Below are 15,262 nucleotides of genomic sequence, written 5' to 3'. Positions count from 1 at the left end.
TTGAAGCGCGTGTATATGAACACGCGCGCGAGCCGGCTTAGTCTGTCTTCAGCGCCTTATACCGCTCGCGGTAGAACTTGACCATCTCCTCCGGGTTTTCAACACCGTACTCTGCCTTGTCGGCGACCCAGTCGGTATAAATGCCATCGCTGACTTGCTTGATCTTGGCCATTAGCTCGGGCGACGGCGTGTTGAATTTATGGCCATTTTCTTTCAGGGTGACCAGTGCAGCCCGAGTTTGCTCGTCGTAGACTTTGCCCCATAACCGCGAGAAGTGTTCGCCTGAAACCGTCATGATTGCCTTGCGGTCGGCTTCTGACAGCTTATTCCATTTGCTTTCGTTGATGGCCAGGAAGAACGTTGCATCGTAGAACCCTTCGGGCACCAGCGTGTGGTGTTTGAGCAGATCGGCAGCGCGGAAGTTGATGACTGATTCAATCGGGTTTAACGAACCGTCGACTACACCGCTTTGCAATAAGTCGTATACCTGCGGCCCGGGGGCGGCAATGGGGATCGCGCCCATCTCTTCCAGCAGGCGTTTTTGAATAGGCCCACCCATACGGATTTTCTGGTTGTTCAGATCTTCGGGCGAAACGATATCTTTTTTGCCGTGATGGATGGCGCCACCGCCAAACAAGCCGACCCCCAGCAACTTGACGCCCTGGAACGTAGGCTTGTCGCTCAGGAATTTCTCGTAGGTGTCCCACAGCGCAACGGACTGCGCCTCACCGTTGTCGCCGTTCAGGGGAAATTCGGCAAACCACAGGGCTTTGAAACGGTCGGGCTCGTAGGTGAAGTTACCCCAGGTGACGTCGGCCACTCCTTTGCGTGCCAGCTCCCAATGTTGCGGGGGGCTGCCGACAGGCTTGGGCAGCATGCGAACTTTTACTCGCCCTTCAGTGGCTTTCTCGACGTTGGCTGCCCAGACCTGAAGGACATCGGTGGTCAGGAAGTGGGTGGGCGGTACCCAGTTGGACAAGGTAAGCGTTGTGGCATTGACGCCGACGGCGCAGGTGGCTAAGGCCGTGGCGGCCAGTAATTTAAGCGCGTTAAAGGTTTGTCTCATTTTCATTTTTTGGTTTTCCTTTGGGTGGGTCAGCCCCGGGTGGCCGGGGGTTGGGTAAAGAACATGCGGGTCAGGTTCAGCCAGAAGGCACCGCCGTAGGGTAGGCATTCGTCGTTGAAGTCGTAGTGCGGGTTGTGCACGCTGCAGGGGCCCAAGCGTTGGCCCTCGGCGTGACCGTTATCGCCGTTACCGATAATCAGATAGCACCCCGGGACTTCTTGCAGCATGTAGGCAAAGTCTTCGCTGTTGGCCAGGGGCAGGGCCTCGGCGTTGACGTTATCGGCGCCAAAGGTTTCGCGTGCCGCTTGTTCCACAAGGCGCGACTGCGCGTCGTCGTTGACCAATACGGGGTAGCCAAAAACGTAGTCAAGCGTGGCCGTGCAACCATACGCTTGCGCCTGGTGTTTGGCCAGTTCAGAAATGCGCGAACACAGTGTTTCGCGAGTTTCGGGGTGTAGTGCACGTACGCTCAACTCGATCTCGGCTTCGTTCGGAATAATGTTGTAACTTGTGCCGGCCGTCACGCGCCCGACACTGATCACGCCCGAGTCGAAGGGGCTAAGGTTGCGCCCCACAATGCTTTGCAAGCCCAGCAATGTCGCGGCCATGGGCACGGTTGGGTCCAGCGCCAGGTCGGGCATCGCCCCGTGCCCGCTTTTGCCATGAAACTTGATGGTGACTTTGTCTGACGAACACATAAAGGCGCCGGGCCGGAAAAAGCACTGGCCGACCGGGGTACCGGGTAAATTGTGCAGGGCAAATATGGCGTCGCATGGAAACTGTTTGAACAAACCGTCTTCTATCATGCGTTGTGCGCCGCCCCCGCCCCCCACTTCTTCGGCGGGTTGGAAAATAATGTGCAGCGTGCCGTTGCCCAGTTCGGTGCCGGCCGCGTTTATTTTGGCTAGCGCCTGCGCAGCGCCCAGCATAATGGCTGTATGCCCGTCGTGGCCGCAGGCGTGCATTTTCCCGTTAATGGTGCTTTGCCAGGGCAGGCCGGTGGCTTCGTGGATAGGCAGGGCGTCCATTTCGGCGCGTAAACCCAGTCGCGGCCCCCGGCCGTTGCCGATCACCAGCGTCCCGACGACGCCGGTGTCGGCCAGCCCCGTGTGTACGTCGTAACCCCAATCGGTCAGGCACTGTGCCACCAGGGCGCTGGTGCGCTGTTCTTCAAAGCCAAGCTCCGGGTGTTGGTGTATGGCGTGACGCCAGGTCTTCATGGCGTGCAGGTCCAGCATCGTCGATGCCATTTGTCTCCTCCGGGTAATTTTTATTTCACTTTTTTCTATTCTTGAGTGTTTTGGTGATAATTTAAAGACGTTAATTTCGTATACATGACCACTTTTTGATGTCACCCCATGAAACATCAACATATCAAAGCGTTTGTGCAGGTTGCCGATAGCGGCTCTATTCGTGCGGCAGCCCGTGCCTTACGCATCAGCCAGAGCGCGCTGACGCGTTCGATGAAAGAGCTTGAAGAAGATGTGGGCGCCGAGTTACTGAACCGAAGCTATCGCGGCGTGACGTTTTCCGACGCGGGCAAGGCCCTGTTGGGCCGGGCACGGCATATTCTTGCCACGATGGACCGCGCTCGCGATGAGGTCAGGCAAATTAGCGGCGGGGCAGGTGCAAAGATTGCCATTGGCATTACGCCCGTGGTGGCCACGACGGTGTTTCCCGATATCTACCGGCGTTTCGCCCACGAGTTTCCCGATGCCCAGTTGACGCTTAAAGAAGGGTTTATGACTGAAATTGTGCCCGGCTTACTGGAAGGCCAGCTGGATTTCGGCGTGGCCATTTCAACGCGCGATACCTTACCCACCGAGCTTTCATTCAAACCGCTCACCCAAACCCGTCTACTGATTTCGGGGCGGGCCGGGCACCCGCTGGCCAACGTGACCGATTGGCAGGTACTGTCGAAGGCGCGCTGGATTCTGAACATGACCAATGGCAGCACCGGACATCATCTATTGCATTGGCTAGCCGAGGCCGGTTTGCCGCGCCCAACCCATGTCGTGCACTGCACGTCACCGACGCTGATGATGGAAATGCTGCGCAGAACGGATCTGGTGGGCATCGGGCCAGACCGGCTCATGGTCGACCCGTTATCCAGTTGCGGCGTTGTACCGTTCAGTGTGCAGCCGCATCCCCCAGATGCCACATTGGGGTTGTTCAGCGTGCGAGGTGTACCGTTTACGCCCGCCGCAGACCGGTTGCGCATCTGGTTCGAGCGCGCCATTTTGGCGGCCGATCAGCACACCACCTGATTCCGTCCTTGTTTCTTGGCTTGATACAGCGCCGCGTCGGCTTGCGAATAAGCTTGTTCAAACGGCGTGCCTGGCGTGCTCCAGCTAATGCCAAAGCTTGCTGTTACTGGGTGTTGCGGCAAACAGTCAAACGCTTGGTTGGCCACACTGGCCCGTATGCGTTCTGCAATGTGCGCTGCGGCTTGCAAGGCTGTGTCAGGTAACAGTATGGTGAATTCTTCGCCGCCCACACGGCCAATATGCCCTGCGTCGCCCAGTACAGCGCGTAGCCGTTCTACCAGCTCCCGAATCACGGCATCCCCTGCGGGGTGGCCGTAGGTGTCGTTGATGCGCTTAAAGAAATCAATGTCTAGCATAATCAGCGACAGCGGCGTCTGGGTTAGATAACGTCGGGCCAGCTCAAAAACGGCACCACGGTTCAGGCTGCCTGTCAGGGTATCGTGGCGGGCTTTGTAGTCCAGCTCTTCGCTCAGCTGTTGCAGCTTTGTGTTGGCGGTGCTAAGTTCGGCTTCGGTACGATCACCATGCCGAATCAACCGATGGGTTTCCCGCATCAGTCTGTGATAGTGCGCGGTCAGGTCTTCCAGTGCTTCGCGTAACTGAGCACAGCTCGACCCGCAAGCCAGTGCCGCGTTGGCCCGCGCAAGCGCGGCCATTTCGGCCTCAAACAATGCCTTGTCCACAGTCAGCCTTGCAACGCGTGGTCTCTAAAGGTCAGGCTATCGAAATCTTCGCACAACTCCTGGCCAAACTCATAAATAGTGTCATCGTCTTCGTCGTGGTACCAGTTCAGCAGTACTGGCGTGCCGCTCGCCGCCAGTTCATTTAACGCATCAAAGAGCGAAAACAGCATTTTTGTACTTGAGCTGTTGAAGTAGGTCAGCGCAACGTCGACGATGACCGGGGCGCGGCTGTCATTCTGGTCAATGAATGCTTTGACGTTCCCAATCAATTCGCCCCAGAACAGGGCGGCATTCTCGGGGTACGCCTCGCCTTTGATGCACAGAACCCGTTCGTCGAACTTAAAGTCGATTTCTGGCGTACTGGCTGTGGCGGCAGTGAAAATATTGTTCATGGTCTTTACAGATAAGGGCAGCAAGGTAAAAGGCGCAGGGCTTGCATGCGTCAGATCGTCGCTTTAAGGCAGAAAAACTTGTTTTGGCTACCCTCAATGGGGACGAAGTCAAATTCCAGTGGTTCGCTTGCGTCGCGTGCGACGGTTAGCAGGCCCAGCCCGGCGCCTTTGCTGTCCTCAGCGGTCTCGGCGCGCAGGCTTTCCTTGTACTCGCGCTTGATATCGTCAATGGTCAAGCCGCGAAGGTGTGCCAGTTTGCCTTGCAATTGCCCGGCTACGTTGGCGTCGACAGGGTTTGCGCAATGCAGGTAGTAGCGCCCTGCTGCTGCCGAGATGCAGATCGAGCCGTGCCTGATCTCATTATTGAAGTGCTCACCGTTGCGCGTGTTGTAGGCGTCGACCGAGTAGTGAATGATGTTTTGTGTCATTTCAATGAACGACGAGAACAGCTTGCGTCGCGTCGTGTTGGCCGCGCCAACGTGTTCGGTGCGCAGTTTTACCGCGTCGGCCACGGCGGCAATAATGGTTTGCGAAAAATAGCCTTCGTAATAGAAGATGATTTCGCGTGCTTCGGCGCACTGGCAAAACAGACGCCAGTGCAAGCTATGGTTCTTCGTGGTGGGTAACGCTTGGGCGTTCATCATGGTTGATTGCTTGGAAAACGAAAGCCGAAAAGTGTGAGGTCGTCGCGACGCAATTGGGCACCCTGATAGCTGCGTAGCTCTTTCATCAGTATGTCGAAAAGTGCTGTCAGGTCTTGCGATCGATGTTTTTGCAGCGCTTGCCGTAGGCGTCGTTTACCGAATGCAATATTTTTCGGGCCGCCAATCTGGTCAATCAGGCCATCGGTGCACGCAAATAAAAGGGTGCCAGGCCGCAGTAAAGTGGTGTGGTTCGTCCAGTTGGCGTCGGCGGGTGTGTCGGGGTAACCCAGGCCGCGGCGTTCGCCGTCAACGGCAACCACATCGTCCTGGTCTGCAGCCAACACAAACAACGGCATTTTGGCGTGGGCGCTGGTTAACGTATTAAGACTGGCATCAAACCACATAAAGATGGCGTCCATACCGTCATTCGACGCGGTCTCGGCGCTGCCTGGTGCATGTTGGCCCAGCGCTTGCTTCATTCCCTTGCTGACCTCCGACATCAGGAACGCCGGATTTTGCGGTCCATGTTGGTTTAGTGCGTGTCGCAGCGAAGACGACGCGATCAGTGTAAGGAAGGCGCCCGGTACACCGTGCCCCGTGCAGTCGGCCAGCGCGGCGAACCAGCCGTTGGCAAACATTTCAAAGTGGTAGAAGTCGCCGCCCACAACGTCGCGAGGCTCCCAGACAATCGCAACATCTTGCTGCGTGGCCTGCATGGCATTCAACGACTCGCCCAGCATGGCGCGTTGAATCGTGCTGGCATAGTCAATGCTTTGCATGACTTGCCGGTTTTTTTCGATTTGAAGCTCGACCAGTGCATGCATCAGGTCAAGGCCGACGCCTATGCCGGCAAACCGATTGCCTTCTATAAACATGAACCCGTCGGCTAGCGTCTTGTCGCCGGAGGCGACCGCTTTGGCCGCCAGCGTTTCTATGGGTGTGTCAATGTCCACGATCAGGGGTGACTTGTCCATAAACGCAATGCAGCTTTTCTTTTCGTATAGCTCGCGGTAGTAGGGCTTGGACATCTGCGACATGAAGATGTTGCGGCTGATCAGGCCAATCGGCTGGTCATCCTCAAGCACAGGCAAGCTGACCAAGTCGCGATGTTCGCCCAGAATGTGCAGCACATCGGCGTTGGTCATGTCAGACGTGATGGTTGGGACGTCGATGGCAAGCCGCCGGGCAGTCGCGCGATGATTCGCTAGAGGTACCGCCGAGTGGGTGCTGAATTTGGATGTCACTGTCGCCGTCTCTGTACGCATGCATTACGTAAACAACGTAGCGTCGAATTTGTGTTGACTCGACGCTACTGCGTGAATGATAGACGCGGCATATGACGGCGGCGTGACAAGGTTAAGAACAGTGTCCGCGCCGCCTTGCAGGGTGGCGGTTCGGTTCTTCAGGTGCCTATGATGCCACCGTCATCTTTTGTGATGATTACTGTTGCAGAGCGAGGTATGGCGTTGCCGCCATTCGGCCAGTTGCTGTTGCCTGTTTCGCCTGGGTGCTGAACATTGACGAACAGGGTGCGGTGGTCCGGCGTAAATGTTAGGCCGGTAATTTCGCATTCTTTTGGGCCCACCAAGAAGCGCCTGATTTCTCCGCTGGCCGGGTTGGCACACAGCATCTGGTTGTTGCCTTGGCCTTCGTAGTCACCCGAGTTGCTGTATTTGCCGTCAGTTTGAATCCATAGGCGCCCGAATGCGTCGAAGGCCAAACCGTCAGGGCTGTTAAACATATTGTCGGGGGTGATGTTGTCTGACCCCGAGCGTAAATCTTTGCGGTCTGTGTGTTTGACAGGGTTGCCCGCCAACACAAAGATATCCCATTCAAATGCCGTCGCGCCTGCATCACCGCCTGCTTCGCACCAGCGCACGATCTGGCCATAGATATTGTCCGCGCGAGGATTCGCCGGACCGGCCTTCTGGCGCTTGTTGTTATTGGTCAGCGTGACGTAGACCTCTCCGGTCTGCGGGTGAACGCTGACCCACTCGGGGCGATCCATTGGTGTTGCGCCAACGGCGTCGGCCGCCAAGCGCGTATAAATCAGCACCTCGGCTTGGTCGGCAAACCCGGGGTGCGCGGCCAGAATCGGGTTCTTGGATTTATCCAGTAGCAGCCACTCGCCATCGCCGGCGAAGTCCTTCGAGGGGTTATCGGCATTGAACCTTGCAACGTAGAGCTGCCCATGGTCAAGCAACTGGCTATTGTCACCACCGGCGATGTACCTGTCTCGTGATACGAACTTGTACAGGTAGTCGTCGCGATGATCATCACCCATGTAAATAACGATGCGGCCGTCTTTGGTAAAAGTGTGCGCCGCGTTTTCGTGCGCGAAGCGTCCTAGCGCTGTTCTTTTCTTGGGGGCTGAGGCGGGGTTAAAGGGGTCGATTTCAACGATCCAACCGAATCGATTGGGTTCATTGGGTTCTTTGGCGTAGTTAAAGCGGGGGTTGAAGTCATCCCAACGGAAATAGCTTCGGTCGGTGGGCAACCCATAGCGTTGTTGGGCGGTGGTAGGTGTGCTGGTCGGTGGTGTGCTGCCAAAATAAAAGTTGAAGTTTTCTTCGCACGCGAGATAGGTGCCCCAGGGTGTCCACCCATTCCCGCAGTTGTTGAAGGTACCCAGAACCCGGGTGCCCGACGGGTCGGCCGAGGTTTTAAGCAGGCTATTGCCTGCGGCCGGGCCGGTTAACGCCATTGGCGTGCTTGCGGTAATTCTGCGGTTGTAAGACGACTCCTGAACGATTTCCCATTGTCCCTCGGCGAGGCGTTTGATATGCATGACTGAAACGCCGTGCGCGTTCATCGCCTTAAGTGCTTTGTCTGCCGTCCAGGGCAGTGTGCCGCCGCGTCCGAACAGCCATTGATAATCGACTTTGGTTAATGTTGAGTATTCGTGGTTGATGACCAGTAGGCCTTCGTCATGGCTACCTTTCAAGGCAAAAAAATGCATGCCGTCGTGGTTGTCGCCAACTTGGGTTGCCTGGGCTGCGGCATCGTCGGTTGCGTCAGGCTTCCAGGGCGGGGCGTTGTCCAGTAGGGGGGTGCCCCAGGGGGCAAATATTTGTGCGCTATAACCGTGGGGCAAATGCAATGCGTCGTCGATAGACGTCGGAATGCTTTTGAAGCCTAGCAGCGGTGAAGCGGTTGCAGTGGATGCACGCGCTGCTTTGAGCGCTGCCGGCCCGCCTAAAAAGATAGCGGCCGACATGCCCAGGCCCATTTTCAGAAAACCTCGCCGGCTACAGGATTGGTCGACAATGGTCTGAAAACGCGGGGCGGTCGATGGATTGCACGGCGAGTCGCCGTCATCGCCGAACAGGTCGGTACGCACGATGAATTCCTTTGTCAAAGCAAAAAGCCAAAGTATTCATCGTGCATATTTCCGTAGTATGACGGTATGGCTATCCGGTCGTGTCTTACTCGACGATGGCTTCAAGCGCGATGTCGAGAGTGACTTCGTCACCCACGGCGGGCGCATATTTGCCTGCACCAAAGTCGCTGCGCTTGATGACTGTCGTCGCGTTTGCGCCCACGGCTTCTTTTTTCAGCATGGGGTGAGGGCCATTGAAGAATGACGTGACCGTCAAGGTGACGGGCTTGGTGATGCCCTTGATGGTCAGGTCACCTTCGATGCTGACAGGTTTGTCGCCTTCAAAGACGACTTTGTTCGATTTGAATGTAGCGGTGGGAAACTTGGCTGTGTCAAGGAAGTCGGCGCCCTGGATGTGGCCGTCAAAGGCTTCGAAACCGGTGTCGATGCTGGTGGTGTCAATGGTGACATCGACCTTGGCGTCTTTAGCTGCCTTGTCCAGTACAACCGTGCCAGTAGTTTTGTTAAAGCGCAAAATTTGCTTCGACATGCCCATGTGGTTGTAAGAAAACCGTGGGAATGTGTGGCTGGAGTCAATGACGTAAGTTTGCGGTGCGGCCAAGGCCTGGCCAGCAAAGAAGGTGGCAAACGCGGCGGCAATCAGGGTTTTTTTCATGATGATTCCTTGGAGAGGTGCAGGTTGATGGATAACGTTGGAGACGCTGTGCGTATTAACTTATAAAAAGGTTGCGGCGCGGTGACAATCCGCAAAGTGGCTATGGCGTAGTCACAATATGGAACTTGACCTGAATGTCGTTGGCCACAATGCTGAAGTCAGCCCATTCGCCTTCGCCGATTTTGAAGTCACCCCGCTTGAACGTAAATTGGCCTTCAAACTCGCCCTTGCCGTCTTTTTCGGTAAAGGTGACAGGTACGGCGATATCCTGGGAGTGACCTTTAATTGATAAGGTGCCAGCCACTTCAAACTGGTTATTGCCCAGGGCCTTGACCGAACTTGATGTAAAGGTCGCCAACGGGTGGGCCGCCAAGTTCAGCCATTCGGCCTTTTCCAGTTCTGTATTGGCTTCGGCATAGCCGGCATCAACACTGGCCAGCTTGATATCAAGCGTTACTTTGGCCGCCTCGGGTTTGGCAGGGTCGAACTGCAGTTCTTTGGCCGAAATTTCGCCAAAGCTGCCATCCATCTTGACGTTCATCTGGCTGTAGCCAAACGTGATGTGGCTGGCCGCCGGATCAAGGGTTGTGTAGGTGGCGGCCGTTGCCGGGGCGACGGTGCCAAAGCTCATTGCAAATGCCAGCGCGAGGGCAGGTAAGGTTGTCAGTTTCATCTTGGTTCCTCTGGTATGGGTTTGTTTTCACATGCGTTCATCACGCCTGACCTGTGGCCTTGGCGGTATGTCACGTACGAACGTTCTATGCTTTTGCGTCAAAGCTCGGCAGCATGCGGGACAGCAGGCCGTCTTTTTTGATGTGTTGGTGGTAAAGCGCGGCAACAACGTGGCCAATTACCGAGGCCAGTAGGGTGTAGTTCAGTACGACATGCACGGTTTGAAGCACATCGCCCAGCGCTTTGTCTTTGGGTATCAGGTCGGGCAGGGGCACGACGCCAAACCACACCACTGGGAACCCCTGCGCAGAGCTCATTAACCAGCCGCTAAGAGGGATAAGCAGCATAAGTACGTACAGCAGCAGATGCCCGGCATGGGCGGCCAGCTTGGCAAGGGGGCCTGTCGATGCCGGGAGTTCGGGAGGTTGGTGCGACAGGCGCCACGCCACGCGAACGACGATGATGGCAAACAGCGTCATACCGGCCCATTTGTGCCACGAATACAGCTTGAGCTTGTTGGGCGACAGTGGCAGGTCTTCCATGTAGAAACCCAGCGCAAACGTACCCACCAGGCCCAGGGCGACGAGCCAGTGCAAGAAAATTGCTGTGCGGGAGTAGCGTTGCTTCATCTTGGTTCCGAAAACAGAGTTGGTCTGATGCCCGGGTAGAAAGGTTCCTATTGGCATTAAGCATTTCATTGTATTGAAAACAAAAATGGATAAAAATGGGCTTTAATGGTTTTAATATTCCCAAAAACGGGACAATAGCCCAAGCTGATGACCATGAACCTGTACGCAAACGACCTGATTCTGTTCGCACACATCGTCGACGCCGGCAGCTTTACGCGTGCGTCTGACCTGACGGGTTTGCCCAAATCTACCTTGTCGCGGCGGTTGGCAGAGCTGGAAAACGTGTTTGGTGAGCGCCTGATGCAGCGCAGTACCAGGCGTCTGGTGCTGACCGAATTTGGCGAGCGCATGCTCGAATACGCGCGTCGTCTGGTCGATGATACCGAAGCAGCGACCGCGCTGGCTTTGCATCGGCAAGTGACGCCGCAGGGCATTTTGCGCGTCTCTTTTCCCCCCGAATATCACGAACTGTCTTTGGTGCAGATTTTGTCAGCATTCTCGCGCCGTCACCCCGACGTCCGGCTCGATATCGACTTGTCTTCGCGTCGTGTCGATTTGGTCGCCGAGCGCTTCGATGTTGCGGTGCGTGTTGCCGCTCAGTTACCTGACGACAACGCGCTGGTCGCGCGGCGCATTATCACCTTGCATAACGGCTTGTACGCGTCGCCGGCGTATTTGGCGCTGCACGGTACGCCCCAAAACCCATCGCAGCTTCAAGGCCACACCGGGCTCGTTCTGGTCACCAGCGCCGGAGATCAGCAAATATGGCGTTTGAGCCGCAGCAACACCGACCACTGGGAAGGCTTGCCTTTGCGCACGTTGTCTGCCAACTCGGTGGGCCTGCAGCAGGCCTTGGCCGTTCAGGGACTGGGTATTGTTGGCTTGTCCGAAAGCTTCGCACGCCCGCATGTCGATCGCGGCGAACTGTTGCGGGTATTGCCGCAATGGCATTTGCCGAAAATGAATGTGTGGTGCGTGACCCCGGGACGAAAACTGCTGCCCCAGCGAACCCTGGCCTTTATAGAAACGCTTAAAGAAGTGTTGGGGTAGGGGCAGGTGTGTTGGGTCTTTGTGCCGCGCAGCCAGCGCATACAATGGCGTCTTGTCGTTTAGCCAGCTGCTGCATATTTCATGGATACCGTAATGAGTGAATTGCCCCCTTGCCCCCGATGCCAATCGGTGTACACCTACGAAGACGGGCTTGTCTATGTATGTCCGGAGTGCGCGCACGAATGGAGCCCGCAGGACACAGCGACCGAGGTGTTGCAAGACAAGGTGTATCGCGACGCAGCCGGTAACGTGCTGGTCGATGGCGACACGGTAACCGTAGTCAAAGACCTGAAACTCAAAGGGTCGGGCGGGGTAATCAAGGTTGGCACCAAGGTCAAGAGCATCCGTTTGGTTGACGGTGATCATGATATTGACTGCAAGATCGACGGGTTCGGTGCCATGCAATTGAAATCCGAATTTGTCAGGAAAGTACTGTAATTACAGGGTGTGAAGATGGTTTCATTGCAAGAGCAGTTTTTGAAGGCCGGTCTGGTTGACCAGAAAAAAATAAAAAAAGTCCATCAGGATAAAAGTCAGCAGAAAAAGGTCGCTCGTCGTACCGGTGAGCCGCTTGTCGACGAAGCCCGACAGGCTGCGCTTGACGAGCTGCAAAAACAGCGCGATGCCGTGCGTGAGCTCAATGCAAAACGCGATGCAGAAGCCAGAGCAAAGGCCATTCAGGCGCAGATTGTGCAGATGGTGCAACAAAGTCGCCAGGGCACGGGTGGTGGTGATATTGCCTACAACTTTACGTTTGGAACGAAGATCGAGCGCATCTATGTGTCCGCGACCGTGCGGTCGCAGTTGGCAGCAGGCCAACTGGTGATCATTCGATTGGGGGACGCTACCGAACTAGTACCTAAGGTTGTGGCCGATAAAATTGCCGAGCGTGATCCGTCAGTTGTCGTTCGCGTGAAAAAGCCAGAGGCCAGACTCGACGAGGATGACCCCTATGCCGATTACAAAATTCCTGATGATTTGATGTGGTGATCTGTGAGCCTGACGATCAGAGCGCAGGCTTTTCTGAGCAAGGCGGCCGACCTCATCGACGTCCAGCATTCGCGCATTCTTAAACCAGTGAGTTTTTCGCCGATTCAATAAAAGAACACGCTTTCCGCGTAAGCCAGCCTGGCGACGCGGGGGGCGATGTAGCACCCGAAAAGCAAAAAGCCCGAACGCGTGATGCATTCGGGCTTTTTTAAATTTTGGTGGCCTGGGGCGGAATCGAACCACCGACACGCGGATTTTCAATCCGCTGCTCTACCAACTGAGCTACCAGGCCATCTGGTGAAGGCAGAATAATACACCAAAAATAAATTGTGTGCTTTGGGCAACGCTTTTTATTTTAAATAAATTGTCTTTATCCTTAAACGTAACTCGGGGATCAGGGTTTTCCCCTTGCCCGGGTATAATGACTGGTTGTGTCGGTTTGCTGTTTTTGACAGCCTAATTATGTCAGTAGACGTTATTACCTTCGGTCTAAATCACGTCTCGGCGCCGGTATCGGTGCGCGAACGTGTCTCTATGCCGCTTGAGGTTCTCAAGCCGGCTATCGACGGTTTGCGCTCGGCGTTTGGCGCTTCGGTCAAAGAAGCCGCCATTTTGTCTACCTGTAACCGCACCGAAATTTACTGCGCCGCCGAGCCGCATGTGTCGGCGGGTCTGGCCGACTGGCTGGCCGAATTTAACAAGCTCGAATCGCGTAGTCTGCAGCCGCATCTATACCAGTACCAGCAAAACGAAGCTGTGCGCCACGCGTTTCGTGTGGCCAGCGGGCTCGACTCCATGGTTTTGGGCGAACCCCAAATTTTGGGCCAGATGAAAGATGCCGTGCGCGCCGCCGAGCAGGCCGGCTCGCTGGGTACCTTGTTACATCAGTTATTTCAGCGCACCTTTTCTGTGGCCAAAGAGGTTCGGTCGCAAACGGCAATTGGTGCGCACTCGGTGTCTATGGCGGCTGCCGCGGTTCGCCTTGCCGAACGTGTGTTTGGCGATCTGTCGCAAACCCGTGTGTTGTTTATTGGCGCGGGCGAAATGATCGAGCTCTGTGCGACCCACTTCGCAGCGCTCGAACCGGCGCAAATGACGGTTGCCAATCGCACGGCCGAGCGCGCCGAGGCCTTGGCATCGCGTTTCATGGCTAAAACCATGAAACTGTCCGACCTGCCTGCCTCGTTGGCCGAGTTCGATATTGTTGTCTCATGTACGGCAAGCTCCTTGCCCATTTTGGGCCTGGGCATGGTCGAGCGCGCCACCCGCATTCGTCGTCACAAGCCCATGGTCATGGTTGACCTGGCAGTGCCTCGCGATATCGAAACCGAAGTCGGGCGCCTTGATGACGTATACCTGTATTCGGTCGATGACCTGGGCCGTATGGTGCAAAGCGGTACCGATGCCCGTCGTGCAGCGGTTGTGCAGGCCGAAGCCATTATCGAGACACGCGTTCAAAACTTTATGCATTGGTTGCACAACCGCGAAATTGTGCCCACCATCGTCGATATCCATCAAAAAGCCGAAGCGCTCAAAGATGCCGAGCTGCAACGCGCTCGCCGTTTGCTGGCCAAAGGCCAATCTCCCGAAGCCGTGCTCGAGCAACTCGCACACAGCCTTACTCAAAAATATATCCACGGGTCGCTTGCCGCCCTGAACCGTAGCGAAGACACCGAGCGTCAGCAATTGCTCGACTTGCTGCCCCGTCTGCTGCCCGACGCCGAACGCCGCCGTTAGCGACCTTCCTGGTCCTTTGCTGCGCCGCGCCTTCCAACTCTTCTTTTTCGTTTCCCTATGAAAGACTCCATGCGCGATCGACTCGAGCAGTTTGCTCGTCGACTCAAAGAAATTGATGCCATGCTTGCCGAGCCCGAGATTGCCGGCAATATGGACAAGTTTCGCCGCTTGTCACGTGAGCGTGCAGAGCTTGAGCCTGTGGTGCGCGAATTCGAAATTTACGTTTCTGTCGAAGGCGACATGCAGGCTGCTGCCGACATGTTGGCTGATCCCGACATGCGTGACATGGCCGAAGAAGAGATGAAGCTGGGCAAGGCGCGTATTGCCGCCCTGGAAGACAGCCTGCAGGTGTTGTTGCTGCCCAAAGACCCTGACGATGGTCGCAGCGTGTTTCTGGAAATTCGGGCAGGTACGGGGGGCGACGAAAGTGCGCTGTTTGCCGGTGACCTGTTGCGCATGTATACCCGTTACGCCGAATCCAAAGGTTGGAAGGTTGAATTCATGTCTGAAAGCCCGTCAGAAGTGGGGGGCTACAAAGAGGTCATCGTGCGCCTGGATGGCGATGGCGTTTACGGCCAGTTGAAGTTTGAGTCCGGCGCTCATCGTGTCCAACGTGTACCCGCGACCGAAACCCAAGGGCGTATTCATACCTCGGCGTGTACGGTGGCTGTATTGCCCGAAGCCGACGAGGTCTCCGATATCGTGATTAACCCGTCAGACTTGCGCATAGATACCTTCCGCGCCAGTGGGGCGGGCGGGCAGCACATCAATAAAACCGATTCGGCTGTGCGCATCACTCACTTGCCCACGGGTCTGGTGGTCGAATGTCAAGACGACCGGTCACAGCACCGCAATAAAGACAAAGCGATGCAGGTTCTGGCCGCGCGCCTGAAAGACCAGCAGGTCCAAGCGCAGCAAAGCAAAGAAGCGGCAGAGCGTAAAAGCCTGGTGGGTTCGGGTGACCGATCCGAGCGTATTCGTACCTACAACTACCCGCAAGGGCGGGTGACCGATCACCGCATTAACCTGACGCTGTATAAGTTGGGTGCCATTATGGAAGGCGATCTGGACGAATTGACCAATACCTTGCTGGCTGAACACCAGGCCAATTTGCTGGCTGCCATGAGCGAGGCCTGA

16 protein-coding genes and 1 tRNA gene are annotated in these 15,262 nt (G+C 56.0%); 6 read left to right on the top strand and 11 right to left on the bottom strand.

Annotation, left to right across the window (positions count from 1 at the left end; translation table 11 throughout):
- Positions 1–37: 37 nt before the first annotated feature.
- Together PuT2_RS04480 and PuT2_RS04475 are read right to left on the bottom strand one after the other, a co-directional pair.
- A complete protein-coding gene (locus PuT2_RS04480; protein WP_093969821.1) occupies positions 38–1,072 on the bottom strand; it encodes a TRAP transporter substrate-binding protein in 1,035 nt (344 codons plus the stop codon).
- A 23-nt stretch (positions 1,073–1,095) separates the two neighbouring features.
- Positions 1,096–2,316, bottom strand: a complete 1,221-nt coding sequence (locus PuT2_RS04475) for a M20 aminoacylase family protein (RefSeq protein ID WP_254046935.1) — start codon at positions 2,314–2,316, stop codon at positions 1,096–1,098.
- Between the two features lie 108 nt (positions 2,317–2,424).
- Between PuT2_RS04475 and PuT2_RS04470 the strand changes: the two genes are divergently transcribed.
- Positions 2,425–3,333: a LysR family transcriptional regulator gene (locus PuT2_RS04470; RefSeq protein WP_093969820.1), complete on the top strand. Its 909-nt coding sequence runs from the start codon at positions 2,425–2,427 to the stop codon at positions 3,331–3,333.
- Here PuT2_RS04470 and PuT2_RS04465 read toward each other — a convergent pair.
- The 8 genes from PuT2_RS04465 to PuT2_RS04430 form a co-directional block, all read right to left on the bottom strand.
- Entirely contained in the window at positions 3,318–4,016 is a 699-nt protein-coding gene (locus PuT2_RS04465) for a GGDEF domain-containing protein (RefSeq protein WP_254046934.1), read from the bottom strand. The two genes, PuT2_RS04470 and PuT2_RS04465, sit on opposite strands and share 16 nt — an antisense overlap.
- Positions 4,017–4,018: 2 nt before the next feature.
- Complete coding sequence (locus PuT2_RS04460; protein ID WP_093969819.1) at positions 4,019–4,408, bottom strand: DUF1987 domain-containing protein; 390 nt, start codon at positions 4,406–4,408, stop codon at positions 4,019–4,021.
- Between the two features lie 50 nt (positions 4,409–4,458).
- Complete coding sequence (locus PuT2_RS04455) at positions 4,459–5,052, bottom strand: SiaB family protein kinase (RefSeq protein ID WP_233574790.1); 594 nt, start codon at positions 5,050–5,052, stop codon at positions 4,459–4,461.
- On the bottom strand, positions 5,049–6,296 hold the full coding sequence (locus PuT2_RS04450; RefSeq protein WP_255416169.1) for a SpoIIE family protein phosphatase: 1,248 nt from the start codon (positions 6,294–6,296) through the stop codon (positions 5,049–5,051). The genes PuT2_RS04455 and PuT2_RS04450 overlap by 4 nt, the downstream gene beginning before the upstream one ends.
- Positions 6,297–6,454: 158 nt before the next feature.
- Positions 6,455–8,281: a PhoX family phosphatase gene (locus tag PuT2_RS04445; protein ID WP_093970074.1), complete on the bottom strand. Its 1,827-nt coding sequence runs from the start codon at positions 8,279–8,281 to the stop codon at positions 6,455–6,457.
- A 196-nt stretch (positions 8,282–8,477) separates the two neighbouring features.
- Positions 8,478–9,047 carry a YceI family protein gene (locus tag PuT2_RS04440; RefSeq protein WP_093969817.1) on the bottom strand — a complete coding sequence of 190 codons (570 nt, stop codon included), beginning with the start codon at positions 9,045–9,047 and terminating at the stop codon, positions 8,478–8,480.
- Between the two features lie 100 nt (positions 9,048–9,147).
- Positions 9,148–9,720: a YceI family protein gene (locus PuT2_RS04435; protein WP_093969816.1), complete on the bottom strand. Its 573-nt coding sequence runs from the start codon at positions 9,718–9,720 to the stop codon at positions 9,148–9,150.
- A gap of 85 nt (positions 9,721–9,805) precedes the next feature.
- On the bottom strand, positions 9,806–10,348 hold the full coding sequence (locus PuT2_RS04430; protein ID WP_093969815.1) for a cytochrome b: 543 nt from the start codon (positions 10,346–10,348) through the stop codon (positions 9,806–9,808).
- A 153-nt stretch (positions 10,349–10,501) separates the two neighbouring features.
- Here PuT2_RS04430 and PuT2_RS04425 point away from each other — a divergent pair, with 153 nt between their 5' ends.
- The 3 genes from PuT2_RS04425 to PuT2_RS04415 all read left to right on the top strand — a co-directional run bounded on the left by PuT2_RS04425 (position 10,502) and on the right by PuT2_RS04415 (position 12,388).
- Positions 10,502–11,398 (top strand): LysR family transcriptional regulator, encoded by an 897-nt coding sequence (locus PuT2_RS04425; protein WP_093969814.1) that lies wholly within the window; start codon positions 10,502–10,504, stop codon positions 11,396–11,398.
- Positions 11,399–11,491: 93 nt separating this feature from the next.
- Positions 11,492–11,836 (top strand): zinc ribbon domain-containing protein YjdM, encoded by a 345-nt coding sequence (locus PuT2_RS04420; RefSeq protein ID WP_093969813.1) that lies wholly within the window; start codon positions 11,492–11,494, stop codon positions 11,834–11,836.
- 15 nt (positions 11,837–11,851) lie between these two features.
- Entirely contained in the window at positions 11,852–12,388 is a 537-nt protein-coding gene (locus tag PuT2_RS04415; RefSeq protein ID WP_093969812.1) for a DUF2058 domain-containing protein, read from the top strand.
- 216 nt (positions 12,389–12,604) lie between these two features.
- Here PuT2_RS04415 and PuT2_RS04410 read toward each other — a convergent pair.
- Positions 12,605–12,680, bottom strand: a tRNA-Phe gene (locus PuT2_RS04410).
- A 170-nt stretch (positions 12,681–12,850) separates the two neighbouring features.
- Here PuT2_RS04410 and hemA point away from each other — a divergent pair.
- Together hemA and prfA are read left to right on the top strand one after the other, a co-directional pair.
- Entirely contained in the window at positions 12,851–14,125 is a 1,275-nt protein-coding gene (gene hemA, locus PuT2_RS04405; RefSeq protein WP_093969811.1) for a glutamyl-tRNA reductase, read from the top strand.
- A gap of 57 nt (positions 14,126–14,182) precedes the next feature.
- A complete protein-coding gene (gene prfA / locus PuT2_RS04400) occupies positions 14,183–15,262 on the top strand; it encodes a peptide chain release factor 1 (RefSeq protein WP_093969810.1) in 1,080 nt (359 codons plus the stop codon).

It is taken from the genome of Pusillimonas sp. T2, assembly GCF_002236805.1.
In the GTDB taxonomy this organism is placed as follows: Bacteria; Pseudomonadota; Gammaproteobacteria; order Burkholderiales; family Burkholderiaceae_B; genus Neopusillimonas.
This window is presented reverse-complemented; position numbering and strand designations above follow the sequence as displayed.

Excerpts from the sequence above, each read along its gene's own strand:
- prfA (WP_093969810.1), top strand. The coding sequence starts at position 14,183 with ATGAAAGACTCCATGCGCGATCGACTCGAGCAGTTTGCTCGTCGACTC.
- PuT2_RS04480 (WP_093969821.1), bottom strand. The coding sequence starts at position 1,072 with ATGAAAATGAGACAAACCTTTAACGCGCTTAAATTACTGGCCGCCACG.
- PuT2_RS04460 (WP_093969819.1), bottom strand. The coding sequence starts at position 4,408 with ATGAACAATATTTTCACTGCCGCCACAGCCAGTACGCCAGAAATCGAC.
- PuT2_RS04430 (WP_093969815.1), bottom strand. The coding sequence starts at position 10,348 with ATGAAGCAACGCTACTCCCGCACAGCAATTTTCTTGCACTGGCTCGTC.
- PuT2_RS04425 (WP_093969814.1), top strand. The coding sequence starts at position 10,502 with ATGAACCTGTACGCAAACGACCTGATTCTGTTCGCACACATCGTCGAC.
- PuT2_RS04435 (WP_093969816.1), bottom strand. The coding sequence starts at position 9,720 with ATGAAACTGACAACCTTACCTGCCCTCGCGCTGGCATTTGCAATGAGC.
- PuT2_RS04415 (WP_093969812.1), top strand. The coding sequence starts at position 11,852 with ATGGTTTCATTGCAAGAGCAGTTTTTGAAGGCCGGTCTGGTTGACCAG.
- PuT2_RS04445 (WP_093970074.1), bottom strand. The coding sequence starts at position 8,281 with ATGGGCCTGGGCATGTCGGCCGCTATCTTTTTAGGCGGGCCGGCAGCG.
- PuT2_RS04470 (WP_093969820.1), top strand. The coding sequence starts at position 2,425 with ATGAAACATCAACATATCAAAGCGTTTGTGCAGGTTGCCGATAGCGGC.
- hemA (WP_093969811.1), top strand. The coding sequence starts at position 12,851 with ATGTCAGTAGACGTTATTACCTTCGGTCTAAATCACGTCTCGGCGCCG.
- PuT2_RS04455 (WP_233574790.1), bottom strand. The coding sequence starts at position 5,052 with ATGATGAACGCCCAAGCGTTACCCACCACGAAGAACCATAGCTTGCAC.
- PuT2_RS04440 (WP_093969817.1), bottom strand. The coding sequence starts at position 9,047 with ATGAAAAAAACCCTGATTGCCGCCGCGTTTGCCACCTTCTTTGCTGGC.
- PuT2_RS04420 (WP_093969813.1), top strand. The coding sequence starts at position 11,492 with ATGAGTGAATTGCCCCCTTGCCCCCGATGCCAATCGGTGTACACCTAC.
- PuT2_RS04475 (WP_254046935.1), bottom strand. The coding sequence starts at position 2,316 with ATGGCATCGACGATGCTGGACCTGCACGCCATGAAGACCTGGCGTCAC.